At 75.6% G+C, this 24,554-nt stretch carries 22 protein-coding genes and 1 pseudogene; 16 read left to right on the top strand and 7 right to left on the bottom strand.

What is annotated here, in order from left to right:
• Positions 1–93: 93 nt before the first annotated feature.
• Entirely contained in the window at positions 94–642 is a 549-nt protein-coding gene (locus PSR1_RS10445) for an SRPBCC family protein (RefSeq protein ID WP_059437523.1), read from the top strand.
• A 327-nt stretch (positions 643–969) separates the two neighbouring features.
• The gene (locus tag PSR1_RS10440; RefSeq protein WP_152643340.1) at positions 970–1,824 is read left to right on the top strand and encodes a hypothetical protein; all 855 of its coding nucleotides are present in this window, start codon (positions 970–972) and stop codon (positions 1,822–1,824) included.
• Between the two features lie 151 nt (positions 1,825–1,975).
• Here PSR1_RS10440 and PSR1_RS24830 read toward each other — a convergent pair whose 3' ends face one another.
• Positions 1,976–2,107, bottom strand: coding sequence for a hypothetical protein (locus PSR1_RS24830; protein WP_272946342.1), 132 nt, complete (start codon positions 2,105–2,107; stop codon positions 1,976–1,978).
• Positions 2,104–3,111, bottom strand: a complete 1,008-nt coding sequence (locus tag PSR1_RS10430; RefSeq protein ID WP_059437520.1) for a hypothetical protein — start codon at positions 3,109–3,111, stop codon at positions 2,104–2,106. The genes PSR1_RS24830 and PSR1_RS10430 overlap by 4 nt, the downstream gene beginning before the upstream one ends.
• A 237-nt stretch (positions 3,112–3,348) precedes the next feature.
• Between PSR1_RS10430 and PSR1_RS10425 the strand changes: the two genes are divergently transcribed.
• The 4 genes from PSR1_RS10425 to PSR1_RS10410 all read left to right on the top strand — a co-directional run bounded on the left by PSR1_RS10425 (position 3,349) and on the right by PSR1_RS10410 (position 8,781).
• Positions 3,349–4,065, top strand: coding sequence for a response regulator transcription factor (locus PSR1_RS10425; protein WP_059437519.1), 717 nt, complete (start codon positions 3,349–3,351; stop codon positions 4,063–4,065).
• Positions 4,062–5,573, top strand: a complete 1,512-nt coding sequence (locus tag PSR1_RS10420) for a cell wall metabolism sensor histidine kinase WalK (protein WP_059437518.1) — start codon at positions 4,062–4,064, stop codon at positions 5,571–5,573. Before PSR1_RS10425 ends, PSR1_RS10420 begins: the two co-directional genes overlap by 4 nt.
• 179 nt (positions 5,574–5,752) lie before the next feature.
• Positions 5,753–7,246, top strand: coding sequence for an ATPase domain-containing protein (locus tag PSR1_RS10415; protein ID WP_059437517.1), 1,494 nt, complete (start codon positions 5,753–5,755; stop codon positions 7,244–7,246).
• Positions 7,243–8,781, top strand: coding sequence for an ATP-binding protein (locus PSR1_RS10410; RefSeq protein ID WP_059437516.1), 1,539 nt, complete (start codon positions 7,243–7,245; stop codon positions 8,779–8,781). Before PSR1_RS10415 ends, PSR1_RS10410 begins: the two co-directional genes overlap by 4 nt.
• 19 nt (positions 8,782–8,800) lie before the next feature.
• Here PSR1_RS10410 and PSR1_RS24825 read toward each other — a convergent pair whose 3' ends face one another.
• The 4 genes and pseudogenes from PSR1_RS24825 to PSR1_RS10395 form a co-directional block, all read right to left on the bottom strand.
• On the bottom strand, positions 8,801–10,909 hold the full coding sequence (locus PSR1_RS24825; protein ID WP_059437515.1) for an ATP-binding protein: 2,109 nt from the start codon (positions 10,907–10,909) through the stop codon (positions 8,801–8,803).
• Positions 10,902–11,066, bottom strand: coding sequence for a hypothetical protein (locus PSR1_RS24820; protein WP_272946343.1), 165 nt, complete (start codon positions 11,064–11,066; stop codon positions 10,902–10,904). The genes PSR1_RS24825 and PSR1_RS24820 overlap by 8 nt, the downstream gene beginning before the upstream one ends.
• Positions 11,067–11,194: 128 nt before the next feature.
• Positions 11,195–11,761 (bottom strand): annotated as a pseudogene (locus PSR1_RS10400) (CheR family methyltransferase); the annotation flags it as partial.
• A 184-nt stretch (positions 11,762–11,945) separates the two neighbouring features.
• Positions 11,946–12,983: an alpha/beta fold hydrolase gene (locus PSR1_RS10395; RefSeq protein WP_059437514.1), complete on the bottom strand. Its 1,038-nt coding sequence runs from the start codon at positions 12,981–12,983 to the stop codon at positions 11,946–11,948.
• Between the two features lie 178 nt (positions 12,984–13,161).
• Here PSR1_RS10395 and PSR1_RS10390 point away from each other — a divergent pair, with 178 nt between their 5' ends.
• Both PSR1_RS10390 and PSR1_RS10385 read left to right on the top strand, forming a co-directional pair.
• On the top strand, positions 13,162–13,839 hold the full coding sequence (locus PSR1_RS10390; RefSeq protein WP_059437525.1) for a hypothetical protein: 678 nt from the start codon (positions 13,162–13,164) through the stop codon (positions 13,837–13,839).
• A 230-nt stretch (positions 13,840–14,069) separates the two neighbouring features.
• Positions 14,070–16,262 carry a M36 family metallopeptidase gene (locus PSR1_RS10385; RefSeq protein ID WP_059437513.1) on the top strand — a complete coding sequence of 731 codons (2,193 nt, stop codon included), beginning with the start codon at positions 14,070–14,072 and terminating at the stop codon, positions 16,260–16,262.
• Between the two features lie 64 nt (positions 16,263–16,326).
• On the opposite strand, the gene PSR1_RS10380 is transcribed toward PSR1_RS10385, so the two are convergent.
• Positions 16,327–16,638: a TIGR04563 family protein gene (locus PSR1_RS10380; RefSeq protein WP_059437512.1), complete on the bottom strand. Its 312-nt coding sequence runs from the start codon at positions 16,636–16,638 to the stop codon at positions 16,327–16,329.
• A 377-nt stretch (positions 16,639–17,015) separates the two neighbouring features.
• Here PSR1_RS10380 and PSR1_RS10375 point away from each other — a divergent pair, with 377 nt between their 5' ends.
• From PSR1_RS10375 to PSR1_RS10340, 8 genes are all read left to right on the top strand, one after another.
• Positions 17,016–18,719, top strand: a complete 1,704-nt coding sequence (locus PSR1_RS10375; RefSeq protein WP_237757907.1) for a S41 family peptidase — start codon at positions 17,016–17,018, stop codon at positions 18,717–18,719.
• A gap of 215 nt (positions 18,720–18,934) precedes the next feature.
• Positions 18,935–19,600: a succinate dehydrogenase cytochrome b subunit gene (locus PSR1_RS10370; protein ID WP_059437511.1), complete on the top strand. Its 666-nt coding sequence runs from the start codon at positions 18,935–18,937 to the stop codon at positions 19,598–19,600.
• Positions 19,601–19,610: 10 nt separating this feature from the next.
• Positions 19,611–21,527 carry a fumarate reductase/succinate dehydrogenase flavoprotein subunit gene (locus tag PSR1_RS10365; protein ID WP_059437510.1) on the top strand — a complete coding sequence of 639 codons (1,917 nt, stop codon included), beginning with the start codon at positions 19,611–19,613 and terminating at the stop codon, positions 21,525–21,527.
• Positions 21,527–22,336, top strand: a complete 810-nt coding sequence (locus tag PSR1_RS10360) for a succinate dehydrogenase/fumarate reductase iron-sulfur subunit (RefSeq protein ID WP_082100202.1) — start codon at positions 21,527–21,529, stop codon at positions 22,334–22,336. Before PSR1_RS10365 ends, PSR1_RS10360 begins: the two co-directional genes overlap by 1 nt.
• Positions 22,337–22,420: 84 nt before the next feature.
• Entirely contained in the window at positions 22,421–23,311 is an 891-nt protein-coding gene (locus PSR1_RS10355) for an ATP-binding protein (RefSeq protein ID WP_059437509.1), read from the top strand.
• 71 nt (positions 23,312–23,382) lie between these two features.
• Positions 23,383–23,763: a hypothetical protein gene (locus PSR1_RS10350; protein WP_059437508.1), complete on the top strand. Its 381-nt coding sequence runs from the start codon at positions 23,383–23,385 to the stop codon at positions 23,761–23,763.
• Positions 23,764–23,799: 36 nt separating this feature from the next.
• Entirely contained in the window at positions 23,800–23,988 is a 189-nt protein-coding gene (locus tag PSR1_RS10345) for a hypothetical protein (RefSeq protein ID WP_059437507.1), read from the top strand.
• A gap of 23 nt (positions 23,989–24,011) precedes the next feature.
• Positions 24,012–24,554 (top strand): Mov34/MPN/PAD-1 family protein (locus PSR1_RS10340; RefSeq protein ID WP_237757906.1); only part of this gene is annotated, 543 nt, incomplete at its 3' end.

Raw genomic sequence — 24,554 nt, 5'->3', positions numbered from 1 at the left:
CGCGCACCGGCGGGCCCCCGGGGCCTTCGGGCTCCGCTATCCTCGGGCAGGCGCGAGCGCGGCGGCCGACGCCCGCGCCGCCGGGGGGAGCCGATGGCGCTCCGGATCGACGAGCGGTACGAGGTCGCGGCGCCGGTCGACGCCGCCTGGGACCTCCTCGTGGACCCGCGCCGGGTGGTGACCTGCGTGCCGGGCGGCGCGCTCGACGCGGTGGTGGACGCGCGCACCTACGACGGGCACCTGCGGGTGCGCCTCGCCGGGATCACGTTCGCGTACCGCGGACGCGTCCGCCTCGCGGAGGTGGACGTCCCGGGGCGGCGCGTGCGCATCGTGGGCGACGCGCGCGCGCGGGCCGGCGACGGCACGGCGCGCCTGTCGCTGGAGAGCTGGCTGGTGCCGCGCCCGGGCGGTCGCACGGAGGTGGTGGCGGAGGCCACGGTCAACGTGGGCGGCGCGCTGGTGGCGCTGGGGCGCGGCTTCCTCGAGGCGCTCGGGCACGAGGTGTTCCGGCTGTTCGCCGCGCGGGTCCGGGCCGCGCTGGAGGGGGCGGCACCGCCCGCGGACGAGCCGCTGCGGGCGCTTCCGCTGCTGGCCGGCGCGGCGCGCGCGTGGCTCTCCGGCGGCGGCCGCGCCCGGGGCTGACCGGCGCGCCTGATCAGGGCGCGCGCGGCGGTGCGGTCGCCGCGGCCGGGAACGCAGCTCCCCGCCGCGCTGGACGCCGCGCTGCTGCCGGGCCGGCGACATCCGGTCGCGCCGCTCCGGCCGACCGCCGAGGCGGCAGGGGAATGCCGCCCCAGCGCCCTCGAAATCCGCGGGCGTGGCGCGCCCGCGAGCCCTCGCCCGCCCGACCCCCAAGGCCGCGCTCCAAGGGAGCGCGCCCGTCCGCCAGCGCGTCTCCTAGGCTCGTCGCGCGCCCCGGGAACGGCGCCGCTGGGGCCGACCTGCGGTGCGCGGATCGGAGGAAGGCGCATGAGGACGGCACTCAGGATCGTGGTCGCCCTGGCGATGATGCTCGGCGCACGGCAGGCGCTCGCCTGCCACCTGGACGGGAAGGTGGTCTGCTACGGGACCGAGGCGCCGGTGGAGGGCGTCCGCATCGTGGTGGGCGGGGTGGGCGAGGCGGTGACCGACGGGAGCGGCGGGTACCTCGTGTACCTGCCTGGCTACGGCACGTACACCGCCAGCATCGACCTGTCGGGCCTCCCGGGCAGCTGGGAGGTGATCAGCCCCGGGACCTCGGCGACGTTCACGGGCGAGTTCGTGACGCAGGACTGGGTGATCGACGGGCCGGCGTGCCACCGGGCGGCGTGCTGGCTCACCGGCGGCGGCGCCAAGTTCAGCACGCTGACCGGGACCACGATGGCCGAGCACGGGCCGCAGGTGAGCTTCGGCGGCAACGTGAACCCGTCGTGCAGCCCGATCCCGGGCGACGGCGGGCAGTGGAACCACGTGGATCACGGCAACAAGCTGTTCTTCCACGGTGAGTCCATCGTGGTGGACGACTGCGGGCCGATCTTCGAAGGCGGCTCCGAGTCGCCGGACACGCCGTACAACTACATCGAGTTCCACGGAACGGGCACCATCAAGGGCCTCCCGGGCAGCAAGTTCGGCACCAAGACCGACGTGTGCTTCACCGGGCGCGCCGAGGACCGCAACGAGCCGGGCAGCAGCGGGCAGCGCGACGGTGCGTACAAGGACCGCTACTTCATCAGCATCACCAACTGCGCGGGGCTCGAGTACCTGTCGCTGGAGGACGAGGGGGGTGGGCCGATCACGATCACCGACGGCAACCTCCAGATCCACGTGAGCAGCTGCACGCAGTGAGCGGTTCGCCGGGCGGCGCCCCGGTCCTCGGCGGCGCCGCTCGCACCTCCCACGCCAGCGACGCGGCTTCCTGGAGGCGCTCGGGCTCGAGGTGTCCCGGCTGTTCGCCGCGCGGGCCCGGGCCGCGCCCGGGGCCGACCGGCACGCCGGATCAGGGCGCGCGCGGCGGTGCGGCCGCCGCGGCCGGGAACGCCGCGGCCAGCGCCAGCAGCTCCCGCCGGGAGGCGCAGCGCAGCCGCGCGCGCTCGCTCGCGAGGTGGAGCGAGACGGTCGCGCGGGTCACCGCCTGGAGCGCGCCGACCTGCGGCGCGCCGAGGCCGTCCAGCGTGGCCCGCAGCACCGCTCCCTCGACCGCGTGCAGCGCGGCCGGGTCGCCGGGCTCGTCGCAGCGGCGCGCCAGGACGTGGCCGGCGCCGCCCTCGCGCCAGTGATCGACGAGCGCGTACTCACCGTGCAGCAGGGCGCCCCATCGCCGCCGGGCGCCGGCCGGCTCCTCCCGGACGATGGCCCCGGCGTCCCGGAGCGCCGCGATCGCGGCCGGCGCGATGCTGCGGCGCGCCCGCGGCCCCGCGCCGCCCACGCCGCCTGCGGCGGGAGCCACCCCCGCAGCCGCCGGGCGGTGCCGAGGTGCCGGGCCACGGCGCGGAGCAGCCCCACGGTGCGCGACGGCGGGCGGACCCCCGCGTCGAGGCGCAGCCCGAGCGCGAGCGCGAGGCCGTCCAGCTCGCCGGCCGAGAGGATCAGCGCGTCGGGCGTCCCGTGCCGCAGCAGCGCCTCCAGGGCGCGGCGCTCCACGGCCGGCGGCAGCAGCGCGCGCAGGCGCCGCGAGAGCAGCTCCACCGGCGGCCGGGGCTGCGACAGCGCCCGGTAGCACTCGACCCCGACCACCTGCAGCAGCTCGGCGGCGGCCAGGTCTGGGCGCGACGGCGCCCCGCCGGGCACGAGGATCCCGGCGCCGCGACCCGCGGCGAGCCCGTCGAGGCGCGCGAACCAGCGCCCGTCGCCGGGCACCATGGGGACGAGCGCGTCCAGCACGTCGCGCAGCCACGCCTCCGTGCTCGCGGCCGGCGCGTAGCACGCGTGGATGGCCCGGAGGCCGCGGAAGCGCGCTCCCTCGGGGCAGGCCGCCGCGCCCCCGGCGGCGGGCGGCGCGGTGAACAGCACCAGCTCGTCCGGGCCGAGGTGGATCACGCCGGCGCGCGCCGGCGGCGGGACGAGCGCGAGCCCGGGCGGGGGCGGGGACGGGGAGGAGGGCTGGACGCGAAGGAGGTGGGCTCGGGGGGACATGGGCGCTCCGGGGGAAGGCGGCCCGCGGTCGTCCACGGGCGCGAGCGTGACCGTCCTGCACGTCGGCGGCGAGGGCGTGACCGCACCGTGACGAAGCGTTCGCGACGGCGCCTGCGACGCGAACAATCCGTCACGCGGCGGTCACCCGGACGCAGCGCCGCGGGGGCACGTTGCAGGACCATGGACGCGCTGCGCTCTCCCCGCGACCTCCAGCCCGGGAGGTGGCACCATCCGGCCATGACCGGCCTCGACCCCGAGCGCTTCCGCGTCCTGTTCGTCGAGGACGACGAGCGGCTCGCCGCGCTGACCACCCGCTACCTCGAGACCCACGGGCACACGGTGACCTGGGTGGCCGACGGGCAGCTCGGGCTGGCCGAGGCACTGAAGGGCCAGCACGACGTGGTGATCCTCGACCTGATGCTGCCGCGGAGGTCCGGGCTGGAGGTGTGCCGCGAGCTGCGCGCGCGCCTGCCGGTGCCGATCATCATCCTCACCGCGCTGGGCGAGGAGGCCGATCGGGTGCTCGGCCTGGAGACGGGCGCGGACGACTACCTGGCGAAGCCGTTCTCGTCGCGCGAGCTGCTGGCCCGCCTGCGCGCGCTGGTCCGCCGCGGCCGCGGCGCGCTGGGCCCGCCGCGCGAGGCGATCCGCGTCGGCGATCTCGAGCTGACCCCGCGCGACTGGTCGGCCACGCGCGCGGGCCGCCCGCTGCGGCTCACCACCGCGGAGTTCGTGCTGCTGCGCGTGCTGGCGGAGCGCGCCGGCCGCGTGCTCACCCGCGAGCAGCTCCTCGACCTCACCAAGGGGAGCGCCGACGAGGCCTTCGATCGCTCGATCGACGCCCACATCTCGCGCCTGCGCCACAAGCTCGGGGACGACCCGCGCCAGCCCGCCCTGCTGAAGACGGTGCGCGGCGCCGGCTACATGCTCGCGGCCGGGCCGGAGGACGCTTGAGCGGCGCGCGGCGAGGGCCGTTCCGGCTCGGGCTGCGCATCTACCTGGTCACGGTGGTGGCGGTGCTCGCGACCGGGGTCGCGGTGCTGCTCGCGCTCGCGCTGGCGAGGGATCGCCGCGATCCGGTCCGCCGCGACGTCCTGCACGCCATCGCCCGCGACGCGGCGGCGCGCGTGGCGGCGCAGTGGGGGACGGCCGGCGGCGTCGAGGAGGTCATCGGCCCGCTCGCCTCGGCGCTGCGCGTGAGCGTCGCCGTGTACGACGCGGCCGGCGCGCAGGTCGCGAGCGCCGGCGAGGCCATGCCGCCGCCGCTGCCCCCGCCGCCGGAGCGGGAGCGGCTCATGGAGGGCCCCGGCCCCGGCCCGCGCCGCGCGATCGGCGGGGCGGTCCGCGGGCCGCCGCCCGTCGGCGACGGGCCGGGCGCGCCCTCCGGCCCCCGCGTCGGGAACCTGTTCCTGCGCGATGGCGGGCCGCCGGGGCCGGAGGGGAGGGAGCGTCACCTGGTGTCGGTGATCGCGGCCGTCGAGGTCTCCGGCGAGCGCGTGGGGTACCTGGTGATCGCGCAGCAGCTCCCGGCCGGCCGGCCGCCGCCGCTCCTGCTCGTGCTCGTCGCGCTGGTGCTGGTGGGCGCCGGGATCGCCGCGCTCGTGCTGGGCGGCTCCCTCGCGCGCCCGCTCGACCGGCTGGCGCGCACGGCCCGCGCGCTCGGCTCCGGGGACCTCGCGGCGCGCACCGGGATCGCGCGCGGCGACGAGCTCGGGGCGGTGGCGCGCGCCTTCGACGAGATGGCCGACCGCGTGGGCGCGCTGCTGCGCTCGAGCACCGAGCTCATCGCCAACGTGGCCCACGAGCTGCGCACGCCGCTCGCACGGATCCGCGTGGCGCTCGACCTCGCCGCCGAGGGGGACGCCGAGGTGGCGCGCGCGTCGCTGGCGGACATCGCGGAGGACCTCTCCGAGCTCGAGCGGCTGGTGGACGACGTGCTCGCCTCGGCGCGGCTCGACCTGGCCGGGAACGCCGCCTCGTCGGCGGGCGGGACGCCGCCGCTCCGCCGCGCGCGGCTCGATCCGGCGGGCGTGGTGCGGCAGGCGGCGGAGCGCCTCGGCCACCGCCACCCCGATCGCACCGTGCGGCTCGAGCTCGGGGCGGACCTGCCGGAGATCGAGGCGGACGCGGTGCTGCTCCGCCGCGCGATCGACAACCTGCTCGACAACGCGCGCAAGTACTCGCCGCCGCCGGCGCCCATCCGCGTGGCGGCGGAGCGGCGCGGCGGGGACCTGGTGGTCGAGGTGACGGATCGGGGGGAGGGGATCGCGCCGGAGGACCTGGAGCGCGTGTTCTCGCCGTTCTACCGGGTGGACCGCAGCCGCGCCCGCGCCACCGGCGGCGTCGGCCTCGGGCTGCCGCTCGCGCGCCGCATCGCCGAGGCGCACGGCGGAACGCTGACCGCGCGCAGCGCGCCGGGTGAGGGCACCACCCTGACGCTGACCATCCCGGCCGCCCGGTGATGGTCCGCCGCCGCCCGGATCGCCCGGGCGGGAGCGGCCGAATGCCACAGCCCCGGCGGGGACGAACGGGGAAGGGAACCGTTCGGGCTCGGAGGTGCGTCACCGCCCGATCGGGCACGGTGCGTCGGGTAGAGTCCGGGTCCAGCGTACCGGACGAGCGGCCCACACCGGGAGGACGCATGCCAACGGCCAACGGACCCCTCACCCCGCGTGCCGCCACCGGCGTCGCCGGTCTCGACGACGTGCTTGGGGGCGGGTTCCCGCGCCGCCGGATCCACCTGATCCAGGGATCCCCGGGCGCCGGCAAGACCACGCTCTCGCTCCAGTTCCTGATGGAGGGCGTGCGCCAGGGCGAGTCCTGCCTCTACATCGCCATGTTGGAGTCGCGCGAGGAGGTGGCGAGCGTCGCGGCCTCGCACGGCTGGGACCTCGGGGGCGTCACGGTGTTCGAGGCGTCGGAGATGGACGCGGGCGACGAGAACACCATCCTCGAGCCGTCGGAGGTGGAGCTGGGCGAGCGCATGGGGGCGATCCTCGCGGAGGTGGAGCGCGTGCAGCCGAACCGCGTCGTGCTCGACTCGTGCACCGAGCTGCGCCTGCTCGCCCAGACGCCCATCCGCTACCGGCGCCAGCTGCTCGCGCTGAAGCGCCAGCTGGTCGAGAAGGACCGGACGGTGCTGCTGCTCGACAACCCCTCGCCGGACGCGCCCGACGTGCTGGTGCAGAGCCTGGCGCACGGCGTGCTGCTGCTGGAGCAGCTCAGCCCGGAGTACGGCGCCGCGCGGCGGCGCCTGCGCGTCCTGAAGATGCGGGCGGCCGACTACCGCGGCGGCTTCCACGACTTCGCGATCCGCACCGGCGGGATCACGGTGTTCCCGCGGCTGGTCGCGGCCGAGCACCGCGGCATCGTCGCCGAGCCGGAGCGCTGCTCGAGCGGGCTCGAGCCGCTCGACCGGATGCTGGGCGGCGGGCTCGACCGGGGGACCAGCACCCTGATCGTCGGGCCCGCCGGCGCGGGCAAGTCCACGCTCGCCACCCAGCTCGTCCACGCCGCGGCGGAGCGGGGCGAGCCGGCGGCCGTGTTCGCCTTCGACGAGCCCCGCGCCACGCTGCTGGCGCGGGCGCGCGCGACCGGGCTCGACCTCGATCCGTTCCTCGGCTCCGGGACGGTGCAGATCACGCAGGTCGATCCCGCGGAGATGCCGGCGGGCGAGCTGGTCCACCTGGTCCGCGCGGCGGTCGAGCGCGGCGCGCGGATCGTGGTGATCGACAGCCTGAACGGCCTGCTCCAGGCGATGCCGAGCGAGGGCTCGCTGGTGCTGCAGGTGCACGAGCTGCTCAGCTTCCTGGCCGAGAAGCGCGTGGTCACCGTGGTCACCCTGGCGCAGCACGGGGTCATCGGGGACATCCTCGCCCCCGCCGACGTGACCTACCTCGCCGACACGGTCGTGCTCCTGCGGTACTTCGAGGCGGGCGGCGGCGTCCGCAAGGCGCTCTCGGTGCTGAAGAAGCGGCTCGGGGCCCACGAGACCACCATCCGCGAGTACATGCCCACCGCCACCGGCGCCCGGCTCGGCGGGCCGCTGACCGACTTCCGGGGCGTGCTCACCGGCGTGCCCGAGTTCGAGCCGGACGCGGCCGGGGAGCACCTGCTACCCATCCCGTCGCCATGATCCGACCGCACCGCTCCGAGCGCGTCCTGGTGCTGGCGCCCATCGGGCGCGACGCGGAGGTCGCCTCGGCGGTGCTGCGGGGCGCCGGCCTCTCGGCGGCGGTGTGCCGCGACATCGGGGAGGTGGTGGTGGAGCTGCGCGCGGGCGCGGCGGTGCTGGTCATCGCGCAGGAGGCGCTGGCCGACGCCGCCCGGGACGGCATCGGCGAGTGGATCGCGCACCAGCCGCCCTGGTCCGACCTGCCGGTGTTCGTCGTCACCGGCAACCCGTCGCGCCTGGATCACGCCCGCACGCTGCGCCAGCTGTCGTGGCTCGGGAACCTGCTGCTGCTGGATCGGCCGCTGCGCCGCGCCACCCTCGTCAGCGTGGTGCGCTCCGCCATCCGCGCGCGCCAGCGCCAGTACGCGGCGCGCGAGGTGCTCGCCGCGCGCGAGCGGGAGGTGGAGGCGCGCGACCAGTTCCTGGCGATGCTCGGGCACGAGCTCCGCAACCCGCTCGGCGCGATCGTCCTCGCGCTCGACGTCATCGACCGGCGCGGCACGGCCGAGCCGCGGCAGCTCGACGTGGTCCGCCGGCAGTCGCGGCAGCTCTCGCGCCTGGTGGACGACCTGCTCGACGTGTCGCGCGTCACCTCGGGGAAGATCGCGCTCCACCGCCACCCGGTGGAGCTGGCCGTGCTGACCGGGCGCGCCGTGGAGGCGATGCAGCCGCCGGCCGCGGCCGCGGGGGTCTCGCTGCGCGCGGAGATCGCGCCGGGCGAGGTGCCGGTGCTGGGCGATCCGGTCCGGCTCGAGCAGGTGATCGCGAACCTGGTCGGGAACGCCGTCAAGTACAACCGGCCCGGCGGGCACGTGGTGGTCTCGCTGGAGACGTCGGGCGGCGACGCGGTGCTGCGCGTCCGCGACGACGGCATCGGCCTGGCCGAGGCCGACCTGGAGCGCGTGTTCGACACGTTCGTGCAGGTGGACTCCGGGCTCGACCGCGCCCGCGGCGGCCTGGGGCTCGGGCTCACGCTGGTGAAGACGCTGGTGACCATGCACGGCGGCCAGGTGCGGGCGGACAGCGCGGGCGCGGGCAAGGGCAGCACGTTCACGGTCCGGCTGCCGCTCGCGGCGCCGGCGGATCGGCCCGCCGGCCCCCGCCGCGACGCCGCCGCGCCCGAGGTCCGCCCGCGGCGCGTCCTGGTCATCGACGACAGCCCGGACAACCGCGAGGTGGCCCAGTCCGCGCTCGAGATGCTCGGGCACAAGGTGAGCCTGGCGGGGGACGGGCCGAGCGGGATCGAGGAGGCGTTCAGGTACGACCCCGAGGTGGTCGTGATCGACATCGGCCTGCCCGGGCTGGACGGCTACGAGGTGGCGCGCCGCCTGCGCGCCGCGCGCGGCCGGGGCATGGTCCTCATCGCGCTGACCGGCTACGGCCAGCCCGACGACCGCCAGCGCGCGCTGGCCGCAGGCTTCGACCTGCACCTCACCAAGCCGGTGGAGATCGAGGCGCTCCGCCGGGCCATCGAGCGGTTCGACCCGGGCGCGTGAGCCGCCCCGCGCGCCGCGGTCAGCCGCGCTGGCGGCGCACCCCGGCCAGCAGGGCCTCGATGGCCTCGAAGCGCGCCGGCTTCGCGAGGTGCGCGTCGAAGCCGGCCTGCGCGGAGCGCGCCAGGTCGTCCGGCAGGGCGTAGCCGGAGAGGGCGACGAGCAGCACCGACGACAGCTCCGGGTCGGCGCGCAGCGTGCGCGCCAGCTCGTACCCGTCCATGTCCGGCAGGCCCAGGTCGCACACGATCGCGTCCGGGCGCGCGGTGCGGCAGCGCTCCAGCGCCTGCCGCGCGTCGAGCGCGATGTCGGCGTGGTGGCCGGCCAGCTCGAGGAGATCGCGCAGGGTCTCGGCGGAGTCGCGGTTGTCCTCGACCACGAGCACCCGCCGGGGCGCGGCCGGGCGGGGCGCCGCGGCCTCGGCGACCCGGACCGGCACGCCGTCGAGCGGCAGCTCCAGCGTGAACGTCGCCCCGCGGCCCGCCCCGGCGCTCGCCGCGTCCACGGTGCCGCCGTGCAGCTCGACCAGCCCCTTCACCAGCGCGAGCCCCAGCCCCAGGCCGCCCCGGGTGCGCGCCAGCGTCCCCTCCGCCTGCACGAACGGCTGGAACAGCCGCTGCAGCACCTCCGGCGGCATCCCGATGCCGTCGTCGCGCACCCGGACCCGGGCACGCCCCTCCGGCGTGGCGTCCACCGCGACCGTGACCGTCCCGCCGCCGTCGGTGAACTTGGCCGCGTTCTGCACCAGGTTGCCCACCACCTGCGCGATGCGCGCCGCGTCGGCGTGGACCCACAGCTCGCGCTCCGGGACCTCCAGCGCCAGCCGGAGCCCGCGCGCCTCGAGCAGCGGGCCGAGGTCCTCCGCGGCCTGGCGCACCGCCGTGCCCAGCTCCAGGTGCGTCCGCCGCAGCTGGATCTTCCCCTGCGTGATGCGGGCCACGTCGAGCAGGTCGTCCACCAGCCGCGCCAGGTGCGCCACCTGCCGCGCGATGACCTGGCGCGCGTTCCGGCCCTGCTCGCCGGCGGGGTCGCCGCGATCGAGGACGGTGAGCGCGTTGAGCACCGGCGCGAGCGGGTTGCGCAGCTCGTGCGACAGCACCGCCAGGAACTCGTTCTTGCGGCGGTCGGCCTGCGAGAGCGCCTCGACGAGCTGGGTGAGGCGCGCGTCGCTGGCCCGGAGCGCCTCGCCCTGGGCCTGGAGCTCCTCGTTCTGGGCCTGGAGCTCCTCCTGCTGCGCCTGGAGCTCCTCGTTCTGGCCGTACAGCTCCTCCTCCTTGGCCTGGAGCTCCTCGTTCTGGGCCTGCAGCTCCTCGTTCTGCGCGGCGACCCGCTCCTCGCGATCGCGCAGCTCCGCCGCCATCGTCGCGAACGCCCGCGCCAGCTCGGCCAGCTCGCTGCGCGGTCCCGTGTCCGGGGTCGGCGCCTCCAGGTCCGTCGCGGCGGAGTAGTCGCCCGCGGCCAGCCGCCGGGCCGCGTCCACCAGCCGCTTCGCCGGGCGGCGCACCTCGGTCACGACCACCCACGCGATCGCCGCCAGGAGCAGGGCCACGGCGACGAAGGCGAGCACCAGCGTGCGGACGGTGTCGCGCTGGTAGGCGAGGATGGTGTGGCTCGCGCCCGCGTCGTGCCGCTGCTGGATCGCGCCGAAGCCCCGGAGCAGCTCGAGCAGCTCCTCGCGCATGGGCGGCAGGGTCGCCTCGCGCGCGCGGATCGCGGCCTCGTCCCCGCCGGTCGCGACCACCGTGCCGAGCGCCACCGCCGCCTTCTCGAAGGGCGGGACGGCCGCCAGGATCCGGTCGGCCAGGGCCGCCCCCTCGCCCTGCTTCGGCACCGCCGCGAAGCGCGCGGCCGCCCCCTCCAGCCGGCGCAGCGCCGCCTGCAGCGCGTCCATCCGCGCGGGCTCGGGCGTGAGCGCGTACGCGCGCGCGGTGAGGCTCACGTGCAGCACCGCGCTCTCCAGCGACGCCGCCGCCACGGCGCGCGGGCCGATCACCTCGAGCTGCGCGTCGGCGCTGGCCGCGATCCGCCCCTGGAGCGTGACCGCCAGCGCCACCAGGCCGGCCAGGAGCGCCCCCGCGATCGCGAACCCGAGCGACACCCAGGTGCCGATGGACAGGTCCGGCCTACGCATCGGCGCCCCCTCCCGCCGCGCGGAACAGGCGGGCGCGCCGGTCGAGCACCTCCAGCCGGCCGCCCGCGAGCGCCGCGGGCCACTCCGCCGCGCCGAGCCAGAGCAGCCCGCCCGGCGCGAGCGCGTCGAGCAGCAGCTCCAGCGCGCGCCGCTGCAGCGGCGGCTGGAAGTAGATGAGCGTGTTGCGGCACGCGACGAGATCGAAGCGGCGCCGGCCGGGGGCGCGCGCGCCGCGGAGAGGTCGTGGCGGAGCGCCCGGACCCGCGCCCGGATCGCCGGGTGGACGCGGAAGGCGGCGACGCCGCCCCCGAGCACCGGCGTCAGGTAGCGGTCGCGGTACGCCCGCGGCAGCTCGGCGAGCGCCGCGGCGGGGTAGGTCGCGGCCTCCGCCGCGGCGAGCGCGTCCGGCGCCACGTCGGTCGCGACCACGTCCGGCCCGGCGGGCGCGCCCAGGTCGTCGAGGAGCATGGCGAGCGTGTAGGGCTCCTCCCCGCGGGCGCAGCCCGCGCTCCAGACGGCCAGCGGCCCCGGCGCCGCCGCCAGGCGCGCGGCCAGCGCCTCGCGCAGGCGCTCCACGGCCGCGGCGTCCCGGTAGAAGCGGCTCACCTTCACGGTCAGGCGCGCGAGCAGGTCGCCGGCCAGCCGCCGATCGGCCCGGAGCCGGTCCAGGTAGGCCGCGCTCGAGCTCGCCCCGGCGGCGATCATCGCCGTTCGCACGCGCCGCTCCACGGTGCCGCGCCGGTAGCCGGTCAGGTCGAGGCCGCACCGCGTGCGGACGATCGAGAGGATCTCCGCGAGGTGGGCGTGCGGGAGCCGATCCGCACATGCGCTGGAGCGCGCGAGATTCGTCATGTCGCCTCGGGTGAGCGCGGCGCGCCGCCGGAGCGTGCGGCGGCGCGGCCTGGACGGCGAGCATACCCGAGCCGCCGGGCCGCGTGACCGGCCGGCGCGTTCCCTCGTCGGGGCCGTGCCCCGGCGCGGCGCGGGCGGGCGCACCGCGCGGGGCGAGCGCCGCACCCCTGCCGGCCCGCGGCGCTCAGCGGAGGAAGTCGAGCAGCGCGCGCTCGAACGCCGGGAAGGCCTCGACCTGGGGCACGTGGCCGATGCCGGGCAGCTCCACCAGCTCGGCGCCGGGGATGCGCCGCTGCGCCGCCTTCCCGAGGCGCGTGTAGTCGCCCATCGCCTCGCGCAGGCCGGCGGGCGCGAGCGGCCGGCCGATGGCGGTGCGGTCGCGCAGCCCGATCACCAGGCGCGTCGGCACCCTCAGGCGCTCGAGCTCGTGCACCACCGGCTGCGTGACGATCATGTCGTAGGTGAGCGCGCTCACCCACGCGACCCGCGGCCAGCCCGGGTGCAGCGTCCACCCGGCCAGCAGCCGCGTGTGCGCCTCGTACTCGGGCTTCCACGCACCGTCGTAGTACGCCTGCCGCTGGTAGTCCCGGACCGAGTCCGGCGTCTGCTTCAGCTCCTGCGCGTACCACTGGTCCACCGTGCGCGGCGGCAGGAAGGCGGCGTAGTCCTCGAGGCCGATCGGGTTCACGAGCAGGAGGCGCTCGGTGGCCTCCGGGTACTCGAGCGCGTAGCGCACCGCGAGCATCCCGCCCATCGAGTGCCCGACCACCGCGGTGCGCTCGACGCCGAGCGAGGCGAGCAGCGCCCGGGTGTTCGCGGCGAGCTGCGCGAAGGAGAACTGGTAGCGCTCGGGCTTGCTGGACTTGCCGAAGCCGATCTGGTCGGGCGCGATCACGCGGAAGCCGGCGCGGTTCAGCGCGGCGATCGTCTCGGCCCAGGTGCCGGCGTGGAAGTTCTTGCCGTGGAGGAGCAGGACGGTCCGGCCGTTCGGCTTCGCGGCGGGCGCGTCGACGTACGCCATGCGCAGCCGCTGGCGCTGGCTGTCGAGCTCGAACGTGGAGACCGGGAGCGGGTACTCGAACGCGGCCGCGTCCGGGTCCACGGCGCCGGCGGGGAGCGCCGTCGCGGGCGCACGCGGCGGCGCGCCGGCGCAGGCGAGCGCGAGCGCGGCGAGCGGCGGCAGCAGGCAGGGGAGGGCGGCGGTGCGGCGTGGCGAGGGCATGGGTGCGGGCTCCGGGGGTGGCCACGGCGCAGCGGGGCGCCGCGCGGCGCGGGAGAGCTTAAGGACGCGCCCGGGGCCGCGCACGCGCACGTGGGACTTGCCGTGTCCGCGCGGGCGGGCACAATCACGGTCCGTGCGCCCCGCGATCGGTCCGCGGGCGCTCCCGGAGAACGCCACCATGACGACGCCCCGCCGCACGCTCCGCCTCGCGCCCCTGCTCGCCCTCGCGCCGCTGCTGCTGGGCGGCTGCGCCACGATCTTCACCGGCACGCACGACACGCTCACGTTCGACGCGAACGTGCCCGGCGTGCGGCTCACCGTCGACGGTCAGTACCGGGGTGAGCTGCCGCTCACGCTCGACATGTCGCGCAACTTCATGGGCGGCCGGCAGTTCCTGGCGCGCTTCGAGGCGCCCGGCCACGCCACCCAGGAGTTCACGCTGGAGCGCGCGTTCAACCCGGTCGCGATCCTCGACGTGAGCAGCACGATCGTGTCGGGCGGCGTGGACGTGCTCACCGGGTCCCTCATGAAGTTCTCGCCGCGCGAGTACCACGTGCAGATGGTCCCGGCGGGCCAGGCCGCCGGCGCGCCCGCGGCCCGGCGCAGCGCCGAGCTGCACCGCTTCGCGCTGAACGGGTTCCGGGACCTGCAGAAGGACCTCGCGCGCGGCGGCGGCGAGTCGCTCTCCACCTTCGCGGCGATGGTCGGCGGCGACGGCGCGAGCGCCCGGCGCGTGGTGGAGGTCTCGGTGCGCGGCGCGCCCGCGCTCCTGGCCGCGGCCACCGCGCCCGAGTTCGTGCGCCGGTTCGACGCGCTGCTGGCCGGGACCCCGGACCTGGCCGGCTGCCGGCTGTAGCCGCGCGGGGCTCGACGCGCCGCGCCAGCAGGGGCCCGCGCGCACCCGGCGTCCGCGAACCGGCGGGCGCCGCGCCACGTGCTGGTGCGGAAGGCGTGACCTGCCCGGGCCCTGACCATCCCGGGACCATTCCCCCGCCGCCCTCGCACGGCTATTGGCAAGGGTCCCGGGCCGCGGCGCGGCCGCGCACGACGCGGCCGTGCCCGGGCCCGATCCAGCGGGGGTTCGCCATGCGTGATGCAGTCGGTCCAAGTCTCCTGGTCCGCGCCGCCGTCGGCTGCGCGCTCGCTCTCCTCCTGGCCGCGCCGGACGGCGCCGACGCCGCGCCCGGCGCGCGCGTGTACCGCGCCGGGGCCGGCGGGGCGCTCACGCCGCCGTCGCGGGCGCCCGCGACCCAGGTGGTGGCGGGCTTCCTGCGGTCCCACGGCGCGGCGCGCGCCACCGTGGACGGGCTCGCGGTCGCGGCGGAGTCGCGCGGCCGGGGCGGCGTCGCCCACCTCCGCCTCGAGCAGCGCGCCGGAGGCCTGCGCGTCGCGGGCGGCTACGCGCGCGCGGCCGTGGACGCCAGCGGGCGGCTGATCCACCTCGTGGACGGGCTCGTCCCCGTGGCCGGGGGCGGCGTCGCGCCGGCGCGCGTCGGCGAGGCGCAGGCGCTCGAGGCCGCGCTGCGGCGCCTCGGGTACCAGCCGGCCGCGGCGCCCGCGATGACGGGCCGCGACGGCGACCTCACCGTGTTCGCGCGCGACCCCGCGAGGTTCCACGCCGCGCCCACCGTGGAGCGCGTGGCCGTGCCCGAGGCGGGCGGGGCGCTCCGCGCGGGGTTCCTGGTCGAGACCTGGAGCGAGCGCGGGAACCTGCTGCACCACACGCTCGTGGACGGCGACGGCGCGGTCCGGTCGGTCGAGCTGCGCACCGCGAACGACAGCTACGCCGTGTTCGTCGAGGATCCGTCGAAGACGCCGCAGGCGGTGGTGTCCGGCCCGGCGCCCGGCGGCCTCGAGTCGCCCATCGGCTGGCTCTACGCCGGCACGCAGTCCACCATCGACATCGCCGGCAACAACGTGAACGCGTACCTGGATGCGGACGCGAACAACCGGCCAGACCGCGGCGGCACCTCGGTCACCGACGGGAACTTCCTCACCGCGGCCGACCTCGGCGCGCAGCCGTCCACCGCGGGGAACCGCGCGGTGGCGGTCCAGAACCTGTTCTACCTGAACAACGTCATCCACGACGTCCTGTACGTCCACGGCTTCGACGAGGCGGCCGGCAACTTCCAGGACTCCAACTTCGGCCGCGGCGGCAAGGAGCGCGACTCGGTGAACGCGGAGGCGCAGGACGGCGGCGGCACCGACAACGCGAACTTCGCGACGCCCACCGACGGCCGCTCGCCGCGCATGCAGATGTACCTGTGGAACGGCCCGGTGCCGCCGCTCGAGGTGGTGGTGAACGCGCCCGCCGGGATCGCCGGGAGCTACGACGCCGCCGGTGCGGAGTTCGGCCCCTCGCTCACCACGGCCGGCGTCACCGCCGACGTGGTGCTCGTGGACGACGGCACCGGCACGGCCACCGACGCCTGCGAGGCCATCCAGAACGCGGTCTCCGGGCGCATCGCGCTGGTGGATCGCGGGAGCTGCAACTTCACCGTCAAGGTGCTGAACGCGCAGTCGGCCGGCGCGGTGGCGGTGATCGTCGCGAACAACCAGGGCGGCGACGCGATCTTCACCATGGGCGGCACCGAGCGGAAGATCCGCATCCCGGCGGTGATGATCTCGCAGAACGCCGGCGCGACGCTGAAGGGCGCGACCGGGGTGAACGCCACCGCCCGGCGGAAGGATCCCGCCCCGCTGATGGTGGACGGCGACCTCGACTCCGACGTCGTGTTCCACGAGTACGGGCACGGTCTCACCTGGCGCATGATCGGCGGCATGAGCGGTCCGCTCGCCGGCGCGGTCGGGGAGGGCATGAGCGACGTGCTCGCGGTGGTCATGAACGAGGACGACCGGGTGGGCGAGTACGCCGCGAGCAACCCGCTCGGCATCCGGACCGCGCCGTACACCGGCTACCCGCGGACCTACGGCGACGTGGCCGGCACGGAGGTCCACCTCGACGGCGAGGTGTACGGGGCCATCGGCTGGCGCCTGTTCCAGGCGTTCCAGACGGCCGGGCTCGGCAAGTCGCTGCTGCTCGACTACCTCGTGGACGGCATGAACTACACGCCGTCCACGCCCGCGTTCGAGGACATGCGCGACGGCATCCTCCAGGCCGTCACCACGGCCGGGAGCCCGGACGCGGCGGCGCACGCGTGCCTGGTGTGGGACGCGTTCGCGGCGTACGGCGTGGGCGTCGGCGCCCAGGGCGTCGTGGACGCGTCGGGCGCGGTGACCGTGACGGAGTCGTTCGCGAAGCCGGCCGGGTGTCCGTAGCCGGATCGTGCGGGGCGGGGGCCGCGCGCGATCCGCGCGCGCCCGCCCCGCGCGTCGAGCACGTTCAGCCCGCGAGCTCGCGGTCGAACTTGCCCTTCAGGAACTCCCGCACCTGCTCGGAGGGCTCGCGCCGCTCCATCGACGCCGGGAGCGGCGCGCTGCGCTCGCGGGGGGCATGCGCCGGGGCCGGCGCGCGCGCGATCTCACCGTGCGCGTTCACCGAAGGGAACCGCTTGAGCTCGTTCCGCGCGAGGCGCCACGCCTGCTGCACGGTCCACGAGAGCGACCGATCGAGGCGCACCGCCTCGCTCATGATCTCGCGGAGCGTCTCCTCCGGGAAGTAGAGCGACTGCTTCTGCTTGTCCGTTGCGGCCATTCCTGCGTCCTCCCACAGTGGGCCCCATGGTACGCACGCCGGCAGTTTCCGCAAATTCGGCGCGACCTTGACATCCGCGACCCCATCTGCCGCGCCGGACGGCGGCGTGCGCCGGGGTGAGGGCAGCGCGCACATCGCGCGACACCGAGGCCCGCGGGAGGCGCACCCTTCGGAATGTCTCGCGCCGTGCGGGACGTTCGAGGGGAGCGCGCGGGGCCCTCGCCCCGGCCCTCCGCACCGATGCGTCCCGCCCTGCTCCTCCCGCTCGCCGCGCTCCTCGCGCTGGCCTCCCCGCTGCCGGCGGCGAACGCCTCCGGGCCGGCGCCGGCGCCCGGACCGTCGGCCTGCGACGCCGCGCCCGGGCCGGCGTCCGCGGCGTGCGACGGGACGGGCCGCTCTGCCCCGCGGCCGAGCGCGTCCGCATCGCCTGCGAGCTCCGGCAGGCCATCGAGGCGCGGTACGTGTTCCTCACCACCAAGCCCTTCACGCTCGCCGCCGCCGGCCACCCCGGGTTCGACGCGCGCGCCCACCTCGAGGCGTGCGTCGAGGGCGAGCGCGCCGTCGCGGCCGAGCGCGATCCGCTCCGCTTCTACGACCGGATGCGCCGCTGCGTGGCCGCCTTCGAGGACGGGCACCTGCTGCTGCGGGTGCCGTCCGGCGCGCCGCAGGTCGCGCTCGGCGTCGGCCTGCGCCTCGCCGCCGACGGCCGGGTCTACGTGGCGAGCCGCTCGCCGGCGCTGGGCCAGGCGCTGGCGCGCGCCGGCCTCCAGGATCCGGCGGCGCTGCTCGCGCCCGGCACCCGCGTGGTCGCGATCGACGGCCGGCCGGTGCGCGCGGCGATGGACGAGCTCGCCGCCCACCTCCCGGGCAGCTCGGCCGCGGCCCGCGCCGAGCGCGCCGTGGACGCGCTCACCCGCCGCGACTTCCTGCACCCGGCCCGCGCCACCGCCGAGCTGACGGTGATCGCCCGCGGCGCCCGCCGCACCGTGCGCCTGCCGTGGTGGGCCTCGCCGGGCGCTGGACGCGGCGCGCTGGGCCGCGCGCTCCTGGCCCGCACCGGGATCCGGACCGCCGACCTGGGCGAGGCCGCGGCCGCGCTGGTGGACGGCGGCGACCTGGCCGGCGGGGTGCGCCGGACCGACTCGATCTTCCCGCCGGACGAGGCGGCCGCGCTCCGGACGTACACCGGCGACGGCGGCGGGCCGGCGGCGCGCCTGGGCGAGGTGGCGGGGCCCGGGGGGCGGCGGGTGTGCTACGCGCAGCTGCTCTCGCTGCACACGGAGGCGCTCTCGGCCGGCGGCGAGCGGCGCCCGTTCACCGACGTCCTCGGCGAGTTCCTGCGCGGCTGCGACGCCCGCGGCGCCGACCTGGTGCTCGACCTGCGCCAGAACGGCGGCGGGTACCTCTCGCACTCGACCGCGCTGGCGCGGATGCTCCTGCCGGCGGGGGCGTCGTCGCCCGGGGGCGCCCTGGTGCTGCGCGCCACCGAGTTCAACGAGGGCGTGTACCGCGAGCGCGCGCCGATGCTGGGCGGCGCGCCCGCGGTGGGCGTCCGGTCGCGCTCCGAGCCGGAGCGGGTGCTCGAGTCGATCCGCGGGGCGCGGAAGGCCGGCGACGACTTCACCCCCGCGCTGCTGGAGCCGCCGCTCCGCCCCGACCCGGCCGAGGGCGGGTTCCGCGGCCGCGTGGTGGCGCTCACCTCGCCCTCGTGCATGAGCGCGTGCGAGCGGCTCGCCGGGCTGCTCCGGAGCGGCGGGCGCGCGGTCCTGGTGGGCGGCCCGACCGAGGGCGCCGGCGGGAGCCAGCAGGAGGCGAAGGGGCTCGCGGCGCGCTGGACCGACTCCCGCGGGCGGCTCTCGGTGTCCATCCCGAACGCCGCCATGGGCGTCCAGCCGCCGGACGGCGCCGGCGACGACGCCTCCGCCGACCGGTTCTTCGCCGCGCTGGCGCTGGAGAACCGCCCGGTGGAGCCGCACCGGCGGTACGCGACCACGCGCGCCGACCTCGTGGATCACGGCCAGGGCTGGCGCGAGCAGGCCTGGGCGGCGCTCGAGGCCGGGCACCCGATCCGGGACCCATGACGGGCGCCTGCCCGATCCGAGCGCTGGGGCTCTAGGACCCTGCCGGGATCGCCGGGCAAGGGATCGCCCAACCTTGCGACAAAACCGACTTCTCCCGTCCTTGACGTGCCCCAAGGGGTCGCAGCTATGGTGCCATTCCGCGCACTCCTGTTCAGGGCGCGAGGCGACACCGTCTCGGCGGCGGAAGCTCATCCACGAAGAAGGGATACGGCTCAATGCGACTGTTCTCGGACTCGATTGGCAGGAAGATCGTGATGGCCGTCACCGGCCTGATCATGGTCCTGTTCGTCGTCGGTCACCTGCTCGGAAACCTCTCGATCTTCAACGGGCCGGACGGCATCAACGCGTACGCGGAGAAGCTCCACCAGCTGGCGCCGCTGGTGTGGGGCACCCGGATCGTCGTCGGCCTCTCGGTGGTGCTGCACGCGGTCCTCGCGGTGCAGATCACGCTCGAGAACAGCGCCGCGAACCCGACGCGCTACGCGGTCCAGCGCAGCCTGAAGGCCACGTTCTCCGGCAAGACGATGATCTGGACGGGCCTCATCCTCGGCGCGTTCATCGTCTACCACCTGCTCCAGTTCACGCTGCGCGTGACCCCGGGCCTGGTGCGCGGCCAGGACTCGCTCGGCCGCTTCGACGTGTTCGGCATGGTCGTCCAGCAGTTCCGGATCGTGCCCATCGCCGCGATCTACGTGGTCGGGATGATCGCGCTGTTCCTCCACCTGAAGCACGGCATCCAGAGCACGCTGCAGACCCTCGGCTGGAGCAACGAGACGCTGCTGCCGCGGTGGGGCGTGCTCGGCAAGACGCTCGCCGGGATCCTGCTCGTCGGCTTCGGGGCCATTCCGCTGCTCATCCTCGCCGGCATCGCCGGGAACTAAGGGAGACACCGTGATCCTCGACGGAAAGGCACCTACCGGCCGCATCGAAGAGTCGTGGGACAAGTACCGCTTCGAGCTGAAGCTGGTGAACCCCGCGAACAAGCGGAAGTTCAAGATCCTGGTGGTCGGGACCGGCCTCGCCGGCGCCTCGGCGGCCGCGACGCTCGGTGAGCTCGGCTACAACGTGGAGACGTTCTGCTACCAGGACTCTCCGCGGCGCGCGCACTCCATCGCGGCGCAGGGCGGCATCAACGCCGCGAAGAACTACCCGAACGACGGCGACAGCATCTACCGCCTGTTCTACGACACCATCAAGGGCGGCGACTTCCGCGCCCGCGAGGCCGACGTGTGGCGCCTCGCGCAGGTCAGCAACAACATCATCGACCAGTGCGTCGCGCAGGGCGTGCCGTTCGCGCGCGACTACGCCGGCTACCTCGACAACCGCTCCTTCGGCGGCGCGCAGGTGTCCCGCACCTTCTACGCCCGCGGCCAGACCGGCCAGCAGCTGCTGCTCGGCGCGTACTCGGCGCTGTCCCGGCAGATCAAGGCCGGCACGGTGAAGCTGTTCCCCCGCACCGAGATGCTGGACCTGGTGGTGGTGGACGGCGAGGCGAAGGGCATCACCGTCCGCGACCTGGTCACCGGGGAGATCCGCACGCACGTCGGCGACGCGGTGGTGCTCGCGACCGGCGGCTACGTGAACGTGTTCTACCTCTCCACCAACGCGATGGGCTGCAGCGTCACCGCGATCTGGAAGGCGCACAAGAAGGGCGCCTACCTCGCGAACCCCTGCTTCACGCAGATCCACCCGACGTGCATCCCGCAGGCGGGCGACTACCAGTCGAAGCTGACGCTCATGTCCGAGTCGCTCCGCAACGACGGCCGGATCTGGGTGCCGAAGAAGAAGGAGGACTGCAACAAGCCGCCGAACGAGATCCCCGAGGAGGATCGCGACTACTACCTCGAGCGGAAGTACCCGACGTTCGGCAACCTCGCCCCCCGCGACATCGCGTCCCGCGCCGCCAAGGAGCAGTGCGACGAGGGCCGCGGCGTCGGCCCCGGCGGCCGCGGCGTCTACCTCGACTTCGCCGCCTCCATCAAGCGGCTCGGCGAGAACGTGGTCCGCGAGCGCTACGGCAACCTGTTCGAGATGTACGAGCGGATCACCGACGAGAACGCGTACAAGCAGCCGATGCGCATCTACCCGGCCCCGCACTACTCGATGGGCGGCCTCTGGGTGGACTACAACCTGATGAGCAACGTCCCCGGCCTGTTCGTGCTCGGCGAGGCGAACTTCTCGGTCCACGGCGCGAACCGCCTGGGCGCCAGCGCGCTGATGCAGGGCCTGGCGGACGGCTACTTCGTCATCCCGAACACGATCGCCGGCTACCTCGCGACCACCAAGCCCGGCAAGGTCAAGGCCGACCACCCCGAGTTCAAGAAGTCGGTGGAGGAGGTGCAGGGCGCCTCCAAGAAGCTGCTCGGCATCAACGGGAAGAAGACCGTCACCGAGTTCATCCGCGAGCTCGGCACGACGATGTGGGAGGACGTCGGCATGGCCCGGAGCAAGGAGTCGCTCACCAAGGCGCTCCAGAAGATCCCGGCCATCCGCAAGGAGTTCTGGGAGAACGTGAAGGTCTCCGGCAAGGGTGAGGAGCTCAACCAGCAGCTCGAGAACGCCGGCCGCACCGCCGACTTCCTCGAGTTCGCCGAGCTGCTCGCCCGCGACGCCCTGCACCGCGAGGAGTCCTGCGGCGGACACTTCCGCGTCGAGCACCAGTACCCGGACGGCGAGGCGAAGCGCGACGACGCGAACTTCTGCTACAGCGCCGCCTGGGAGTTCAAGGGAGTCGGCAAGGAGCCCGAGCTCCACAAGGAGCCGCTCAAGTTCGAGAACGTCCACCTCGCGGTGAGGAGCTACAAGTAATGAGCGCGCACGCTTCCGAGCACGGGACGATGAACCTGAAGCTCATCGTCTGGCGGCAGGCCGGGCCCAACGAGCCTGGACGCTTCGAGACCTACGACGCCAAGGGCATCACGCCGCATCACTCCTTCCTGGAGATGCTGGACGTGGTGAACGAGGACCTGATCAAGCAGGGCAAGGAGCCGATCGTCTTCGACCACGACTGCCGCGAGGGCATCTGCGGCGCCTGCTCGGCCGTGGTCAACGGCGTCCCGCACGGCGGCTACAAGCGGACCACGCTCTGCCAGCTGCACATGCGGAAGTTCAAGGACGGCGACGCGATCTACCTCGAGCCGTGGCGCGCCCGCGCGTTCCCCATCATCAAGGACCTGATGGTGGACCGCGGCGCCCTCGACCGCCTCATCCAGGCGGCCGGCTGGACGTCGGCCCACACCGGCGGCGTCCCCGACGGCAACTCGACGCCCATCCCGAAGCGCGCCGCCGACTACGCCATGGACGCGGCCGAGTGCATCGGCTGCGGCGCCTGCGTGGCGGCCTGCCCGAACGGCGCGGCGATGCTGTTCGCCGGCGCCAAGGTGTCCCAGCTCGCCGAGCTGCCGCAGGGCCAGGTGGAGGCGCCGGAGCGCGTCGCCGCCATGGTCCAGGCGATGGCCGAGAACGGGTTCGGCAACTGCTCGAACCACTACGAGTGCGAGGCCGCCTGCCCGAAGGGCATCGACGTGAAGTTCATCGCCCGCCTGAACCGCGAGTTCCGCAAGGCGCTGGTGCTGGACAAGGTCGGCGCGCTGAAGAAGTCCGCCAAGGCGGAGTAGCCGACGCGGACCGCATGACGGCATGAGGCGGGGCAGGGGCGCGCGCGTCCCTGCCCCGCTGCCTTTTCCGGCGCCGGAGGGCGCATGAGCCTCGACCCCGAGCTGATCGAGCGGCTGAAGCGGGTGCTGGCGGCGGTGGAGCCGCTGCTCCCCCGGCCCGCGGTGCCCATCGACTGGGCCGCCTGCCACGCCGCCAACTGGCACCGCAGCACCTTCGCCGGGACCATGGAGCCGGTCCCCGGCGTCGAGGGCATCCACCTCGACGACCTGCTCGGCATCGAGCCGCAGAAGAAGGCGCTCGAGGACAACACCCGGCAGTTCCTGGCCGGGCTCCCCGCCAACAACGCGCTGCTGTGGGGCGTGCGCGGCACCGGCAAGTCGTCGCTGGTGCGCGCGCTCCTGCACGCCTACGCGGACCGGGGCCTGCGCATCATCCAGGTGGACAAGGACGACCTGGTCAGCCTGCCCGCCATCGTGGACGCGGTGAAGGGCCAGCCGTACCGGTTCGTGCTGTTCTCCGACGACCTGTCCTTCGAGTCCGGCGACGCGAGCTACAAGGTGCTGAAGAGCGCGCTCGACGGCTCGGTGTACGCGCTGCCCGAGAACGTCCTCATCTACGTCACCTCGAACCGCCGGCACCTCGTGCCGGAGTACGAGAGCGACAACCGCGGCGCCATGATGGTCGAGGGCGAGATCCACCACGGCGAGGCGGTGGAGGAGAAGATCTCGCTGTCCGGCCGCTTCGGCCTGTGGGTCGGGTTCCACACCTTCAGCCAGGACCTCTACGTGGACGTGGCGCGGCGCTGGGTGGGGAAGCTGTGCGAGCGCATCGGCGTGAAGGTGCCCTGGACGCGCGAGGCGGAGACCGCGGCGGTGCTCTGGTCGCAGCGCAAGGGCGACCGCAGCGGCCGCATCGCCTACCAGTTCGCCTGCGACTGGGTGGGCCGCAGCGCCATGGAGCAGCGCACCGCCTGACGCCCGCTCGCCGGGCCGCCGCTCCCCCCGGGGCGGTGCCCGCCGCGCCCGGCGAGGCGAAGTCTTTGGCGATGGGCCTCGCCTGCTTCGTCGACGGCTTCGGCCGGGTGCTCCGCGATCGCGCGCGGGCGGAGGGGAGCCTCCCCTCGAGCACCCGCTACCTCACGGTGGAGGGCGTGGGCGGCTGGCTCTTCCCGATCGTCAGCGAGCTGGGGGACCCGTACCAGCTGTTCCTCTGGTTCGACGGGGGCGGCTACCAGGTGAAGCTCGTCGAGCCGCAGGTCCTGGGGCGCTTCGATCCCCACGCCTGCCACGTCTTCCCCGACGGGCGCCTGTGCCTCTCGAGCGACCCCGGCGGCGGGATGCCCTCGCTGGAGGACGCGTACGCGCGCAGCGTCCTGTGGTGCAACGGCTTCAGCGTGTTCGCGCGCGAGGGGCGGTTCCCGTTCTAGCCTCCCGCGCACGCGGGGGCACCGGAGGAGGCAGCCATGTCGCAGACGGTACTCGAACGACTTCGCGAGGCGATGCGCGACGAGCGGCGCGACGCGGCCCCCCGGGCGCCGGAGGCGCGCGGCCGGGTGTGGGTGACGCCGGACGGCCGCGTGGTCATCGGCGTGGAGCAGGGCGACGCCGAGCAGCGCATGCTGTCGAAGGTGCACCCGGCGGTGTTCGCCTAGCCGCGGGGCCGCGCGTGTGGTGCGTGGCCGACTGGGTCCTCCGCGCCCTCGACGCGGAGCTCGGCGGCCATCCGCCGGAGCGCGGGGGCGCGCTGCTCGGCCCCCCGGGGCGGCCGCTCCTCACCCACTTCGCGCCGGACCCCGGGGCGCGCGCCAGCGCGTGCCAGTGGGCGCCGTCGCCGGCGCTGGGCGAGCGCGTCGCCGCCCTGGAGCGCGGCGAGGGGCTGGAGCTGAAGGGGCTGGTGCACTCGCACCCCGGCGCCCTGGACCAGCCCTCGGCGCAGGACGCGCGCGAGCTCGCCGCCGGGCTCGCGCACAACCCGCACCTCGGCTGCTACCTCGGGCCGGTCGTCTCGCTCGCGCCCGCCGCCGCGCCGGGCGCGCACGAGGTCGCCCTGCCGCGCGGGAAGCTCTCGCTGTTCGCCGCGCGCCGCGCCCGCGGCGGCGGCGCCGAGGTCCGGCCCGAGCCGCTCCGCGCCGTGCCGCTGCTCCGCGACCTCGAGCGCGCGGCGGCGGCGCTCGGCGGCGGGCGCGCCGAGGGGTTCGTCACCGAGAGCGGCGAGGGG

The sequence above is a fragment of the Anaeromyxobacter sp. PSR-1 genome (assembly GCF_000964525.1).
Classification (GTDB): domain Bacteria; phylum Myxococcota; class Myxococcia; order Myxococcales; family Anaeromyxobacteraceae; genus Anaeromyxobacter.
This window is presented reverse-complemented; position numbering and strand designations above follow the sequence as displayed.

What these genes read in the sequence shown, in the direction of transcription:
- PSR1_RS10390 (WP_059437525.1), top strand. Translation starts at nt 13,162, where the DNA reads ATGACGACGCCCCGCCGCACGCTCCGCCTCGCGCCCCTGCTCGCCCTC.
- PSR1_RS10355 (WP_059437509.1), top strand. Translation starts at nt 22,421, where the DNA reads ATGAGCCTCGACCCCGAGCTGATCGAGCGGCTGAAGCGGGTGCTGGCG.
- PSR1_RS24825 (WP_059437515.1), bottom strand. Translation starts at nt 10,909, where the DNA reads ATGCGTAGGCCGGACCTGTCCATCGGCACCTGGGTGTCGCTCGGGTTC.
- PSR1_RS10445 (WP_059437523.1), top strand. Translation starts at nt 94, where the DNA reads ATGGCGCTCCGGATCGACGAGCGGTACGAGGTCGCGGCGCCGGTCGAC.
- PSR1_RS10395 (WP_059437514.1), bottom strand. Translation starts at nt 12,983, where the DNA reads ATGCCCTCGCCACGCCGCACCGCCGCCCTCCCCTGCCTGCTGCCGCCG.
- PSR1_RS10440 (WP_152643340.1), top strand. Translation starts at nt 970, where the DNA reads ATGAGGACGGCACTCAGGATCGTGGTCGCCCTGGCGATGATGCTCGGC.
- PSR1_RS10380 (WP_059437512.1), bottom strand. Translation starts at nt 16,638, where the DNA reads ATGGCCGCAACGGACAAGCAGAAGCAGTCGCTCTACTTCCCGGAGGAG.
- PSR1_RS10415 (WP_059437517.1), top strand. Translation starts at nt 5,753, where the DNA reads ATGCCAACGGCCAACGGACCCCTCACCCCGCGTGCCGCCACCGGCGTC.
- PSR1_RS10385 (WP_059437513.1), top strand. Translation starts at nt 14,070, where the DNA reads ATGCGTGATGCAGTCGGTCCAAGTCTCCTGGTCCGCGCCGCCGTCGGC.
- PSR1_RS10350 (WP_059437508.1), top strand. Translation starts at nt 23,383, where the DNA reads ATGGGCCTCGCCTGCTTCGTCGACGGCTTCGGCCGGGTGCTCCGCGAT.
- PSR1_RS10425 (WP_059437519.1), top strand. Translation starts at nt 3,349, where the DNA reads ATGACCGGCCTCGACCCCGAGCGCTTCCGCGTCCTGTTCGTCGAGGAC.
- PSR1_RS10360 (WP_082100202.1), top strand. Translation starts at nt 21,527, where the DNA reads ATGAGCGCGCACGCTTCCGAGCACGGGACGATGAACCTGAAGCTCATC.
- PSR1_RS10370 (WP_059437511.1), top strand. Translation starts at nt 18,935, where the DNA reads ATGCGACTGTTCTCGGACTCGATTGGCAGGAAGATCGTGATGGCCGTC.
- PSR1_RS10345 (WP_059437507.1), top strand. Translation starts at nt 23,800, where the DNA reads ATGTCGCAGACGGTACTCGAACGACTTCGCGAGGCGATGCGCGACGAG.
- PSR1_RS10410 (WP_059437516.1), top strand. Translation starts at nt 7,243, where the DNA reads ATGATCCGACCGCACCGCTCCGAGCGCGTCCTGGTGCTGGCGCCCATC.
- PSR1_RS10430 (WP_059437520.1), bottom strand. Translation starts at nt 3,111, where the DNA reads ATGTCCCCCCGAGCCCACCTCCTTCGCGTCCAGCCCTCCTCCCCGTCC.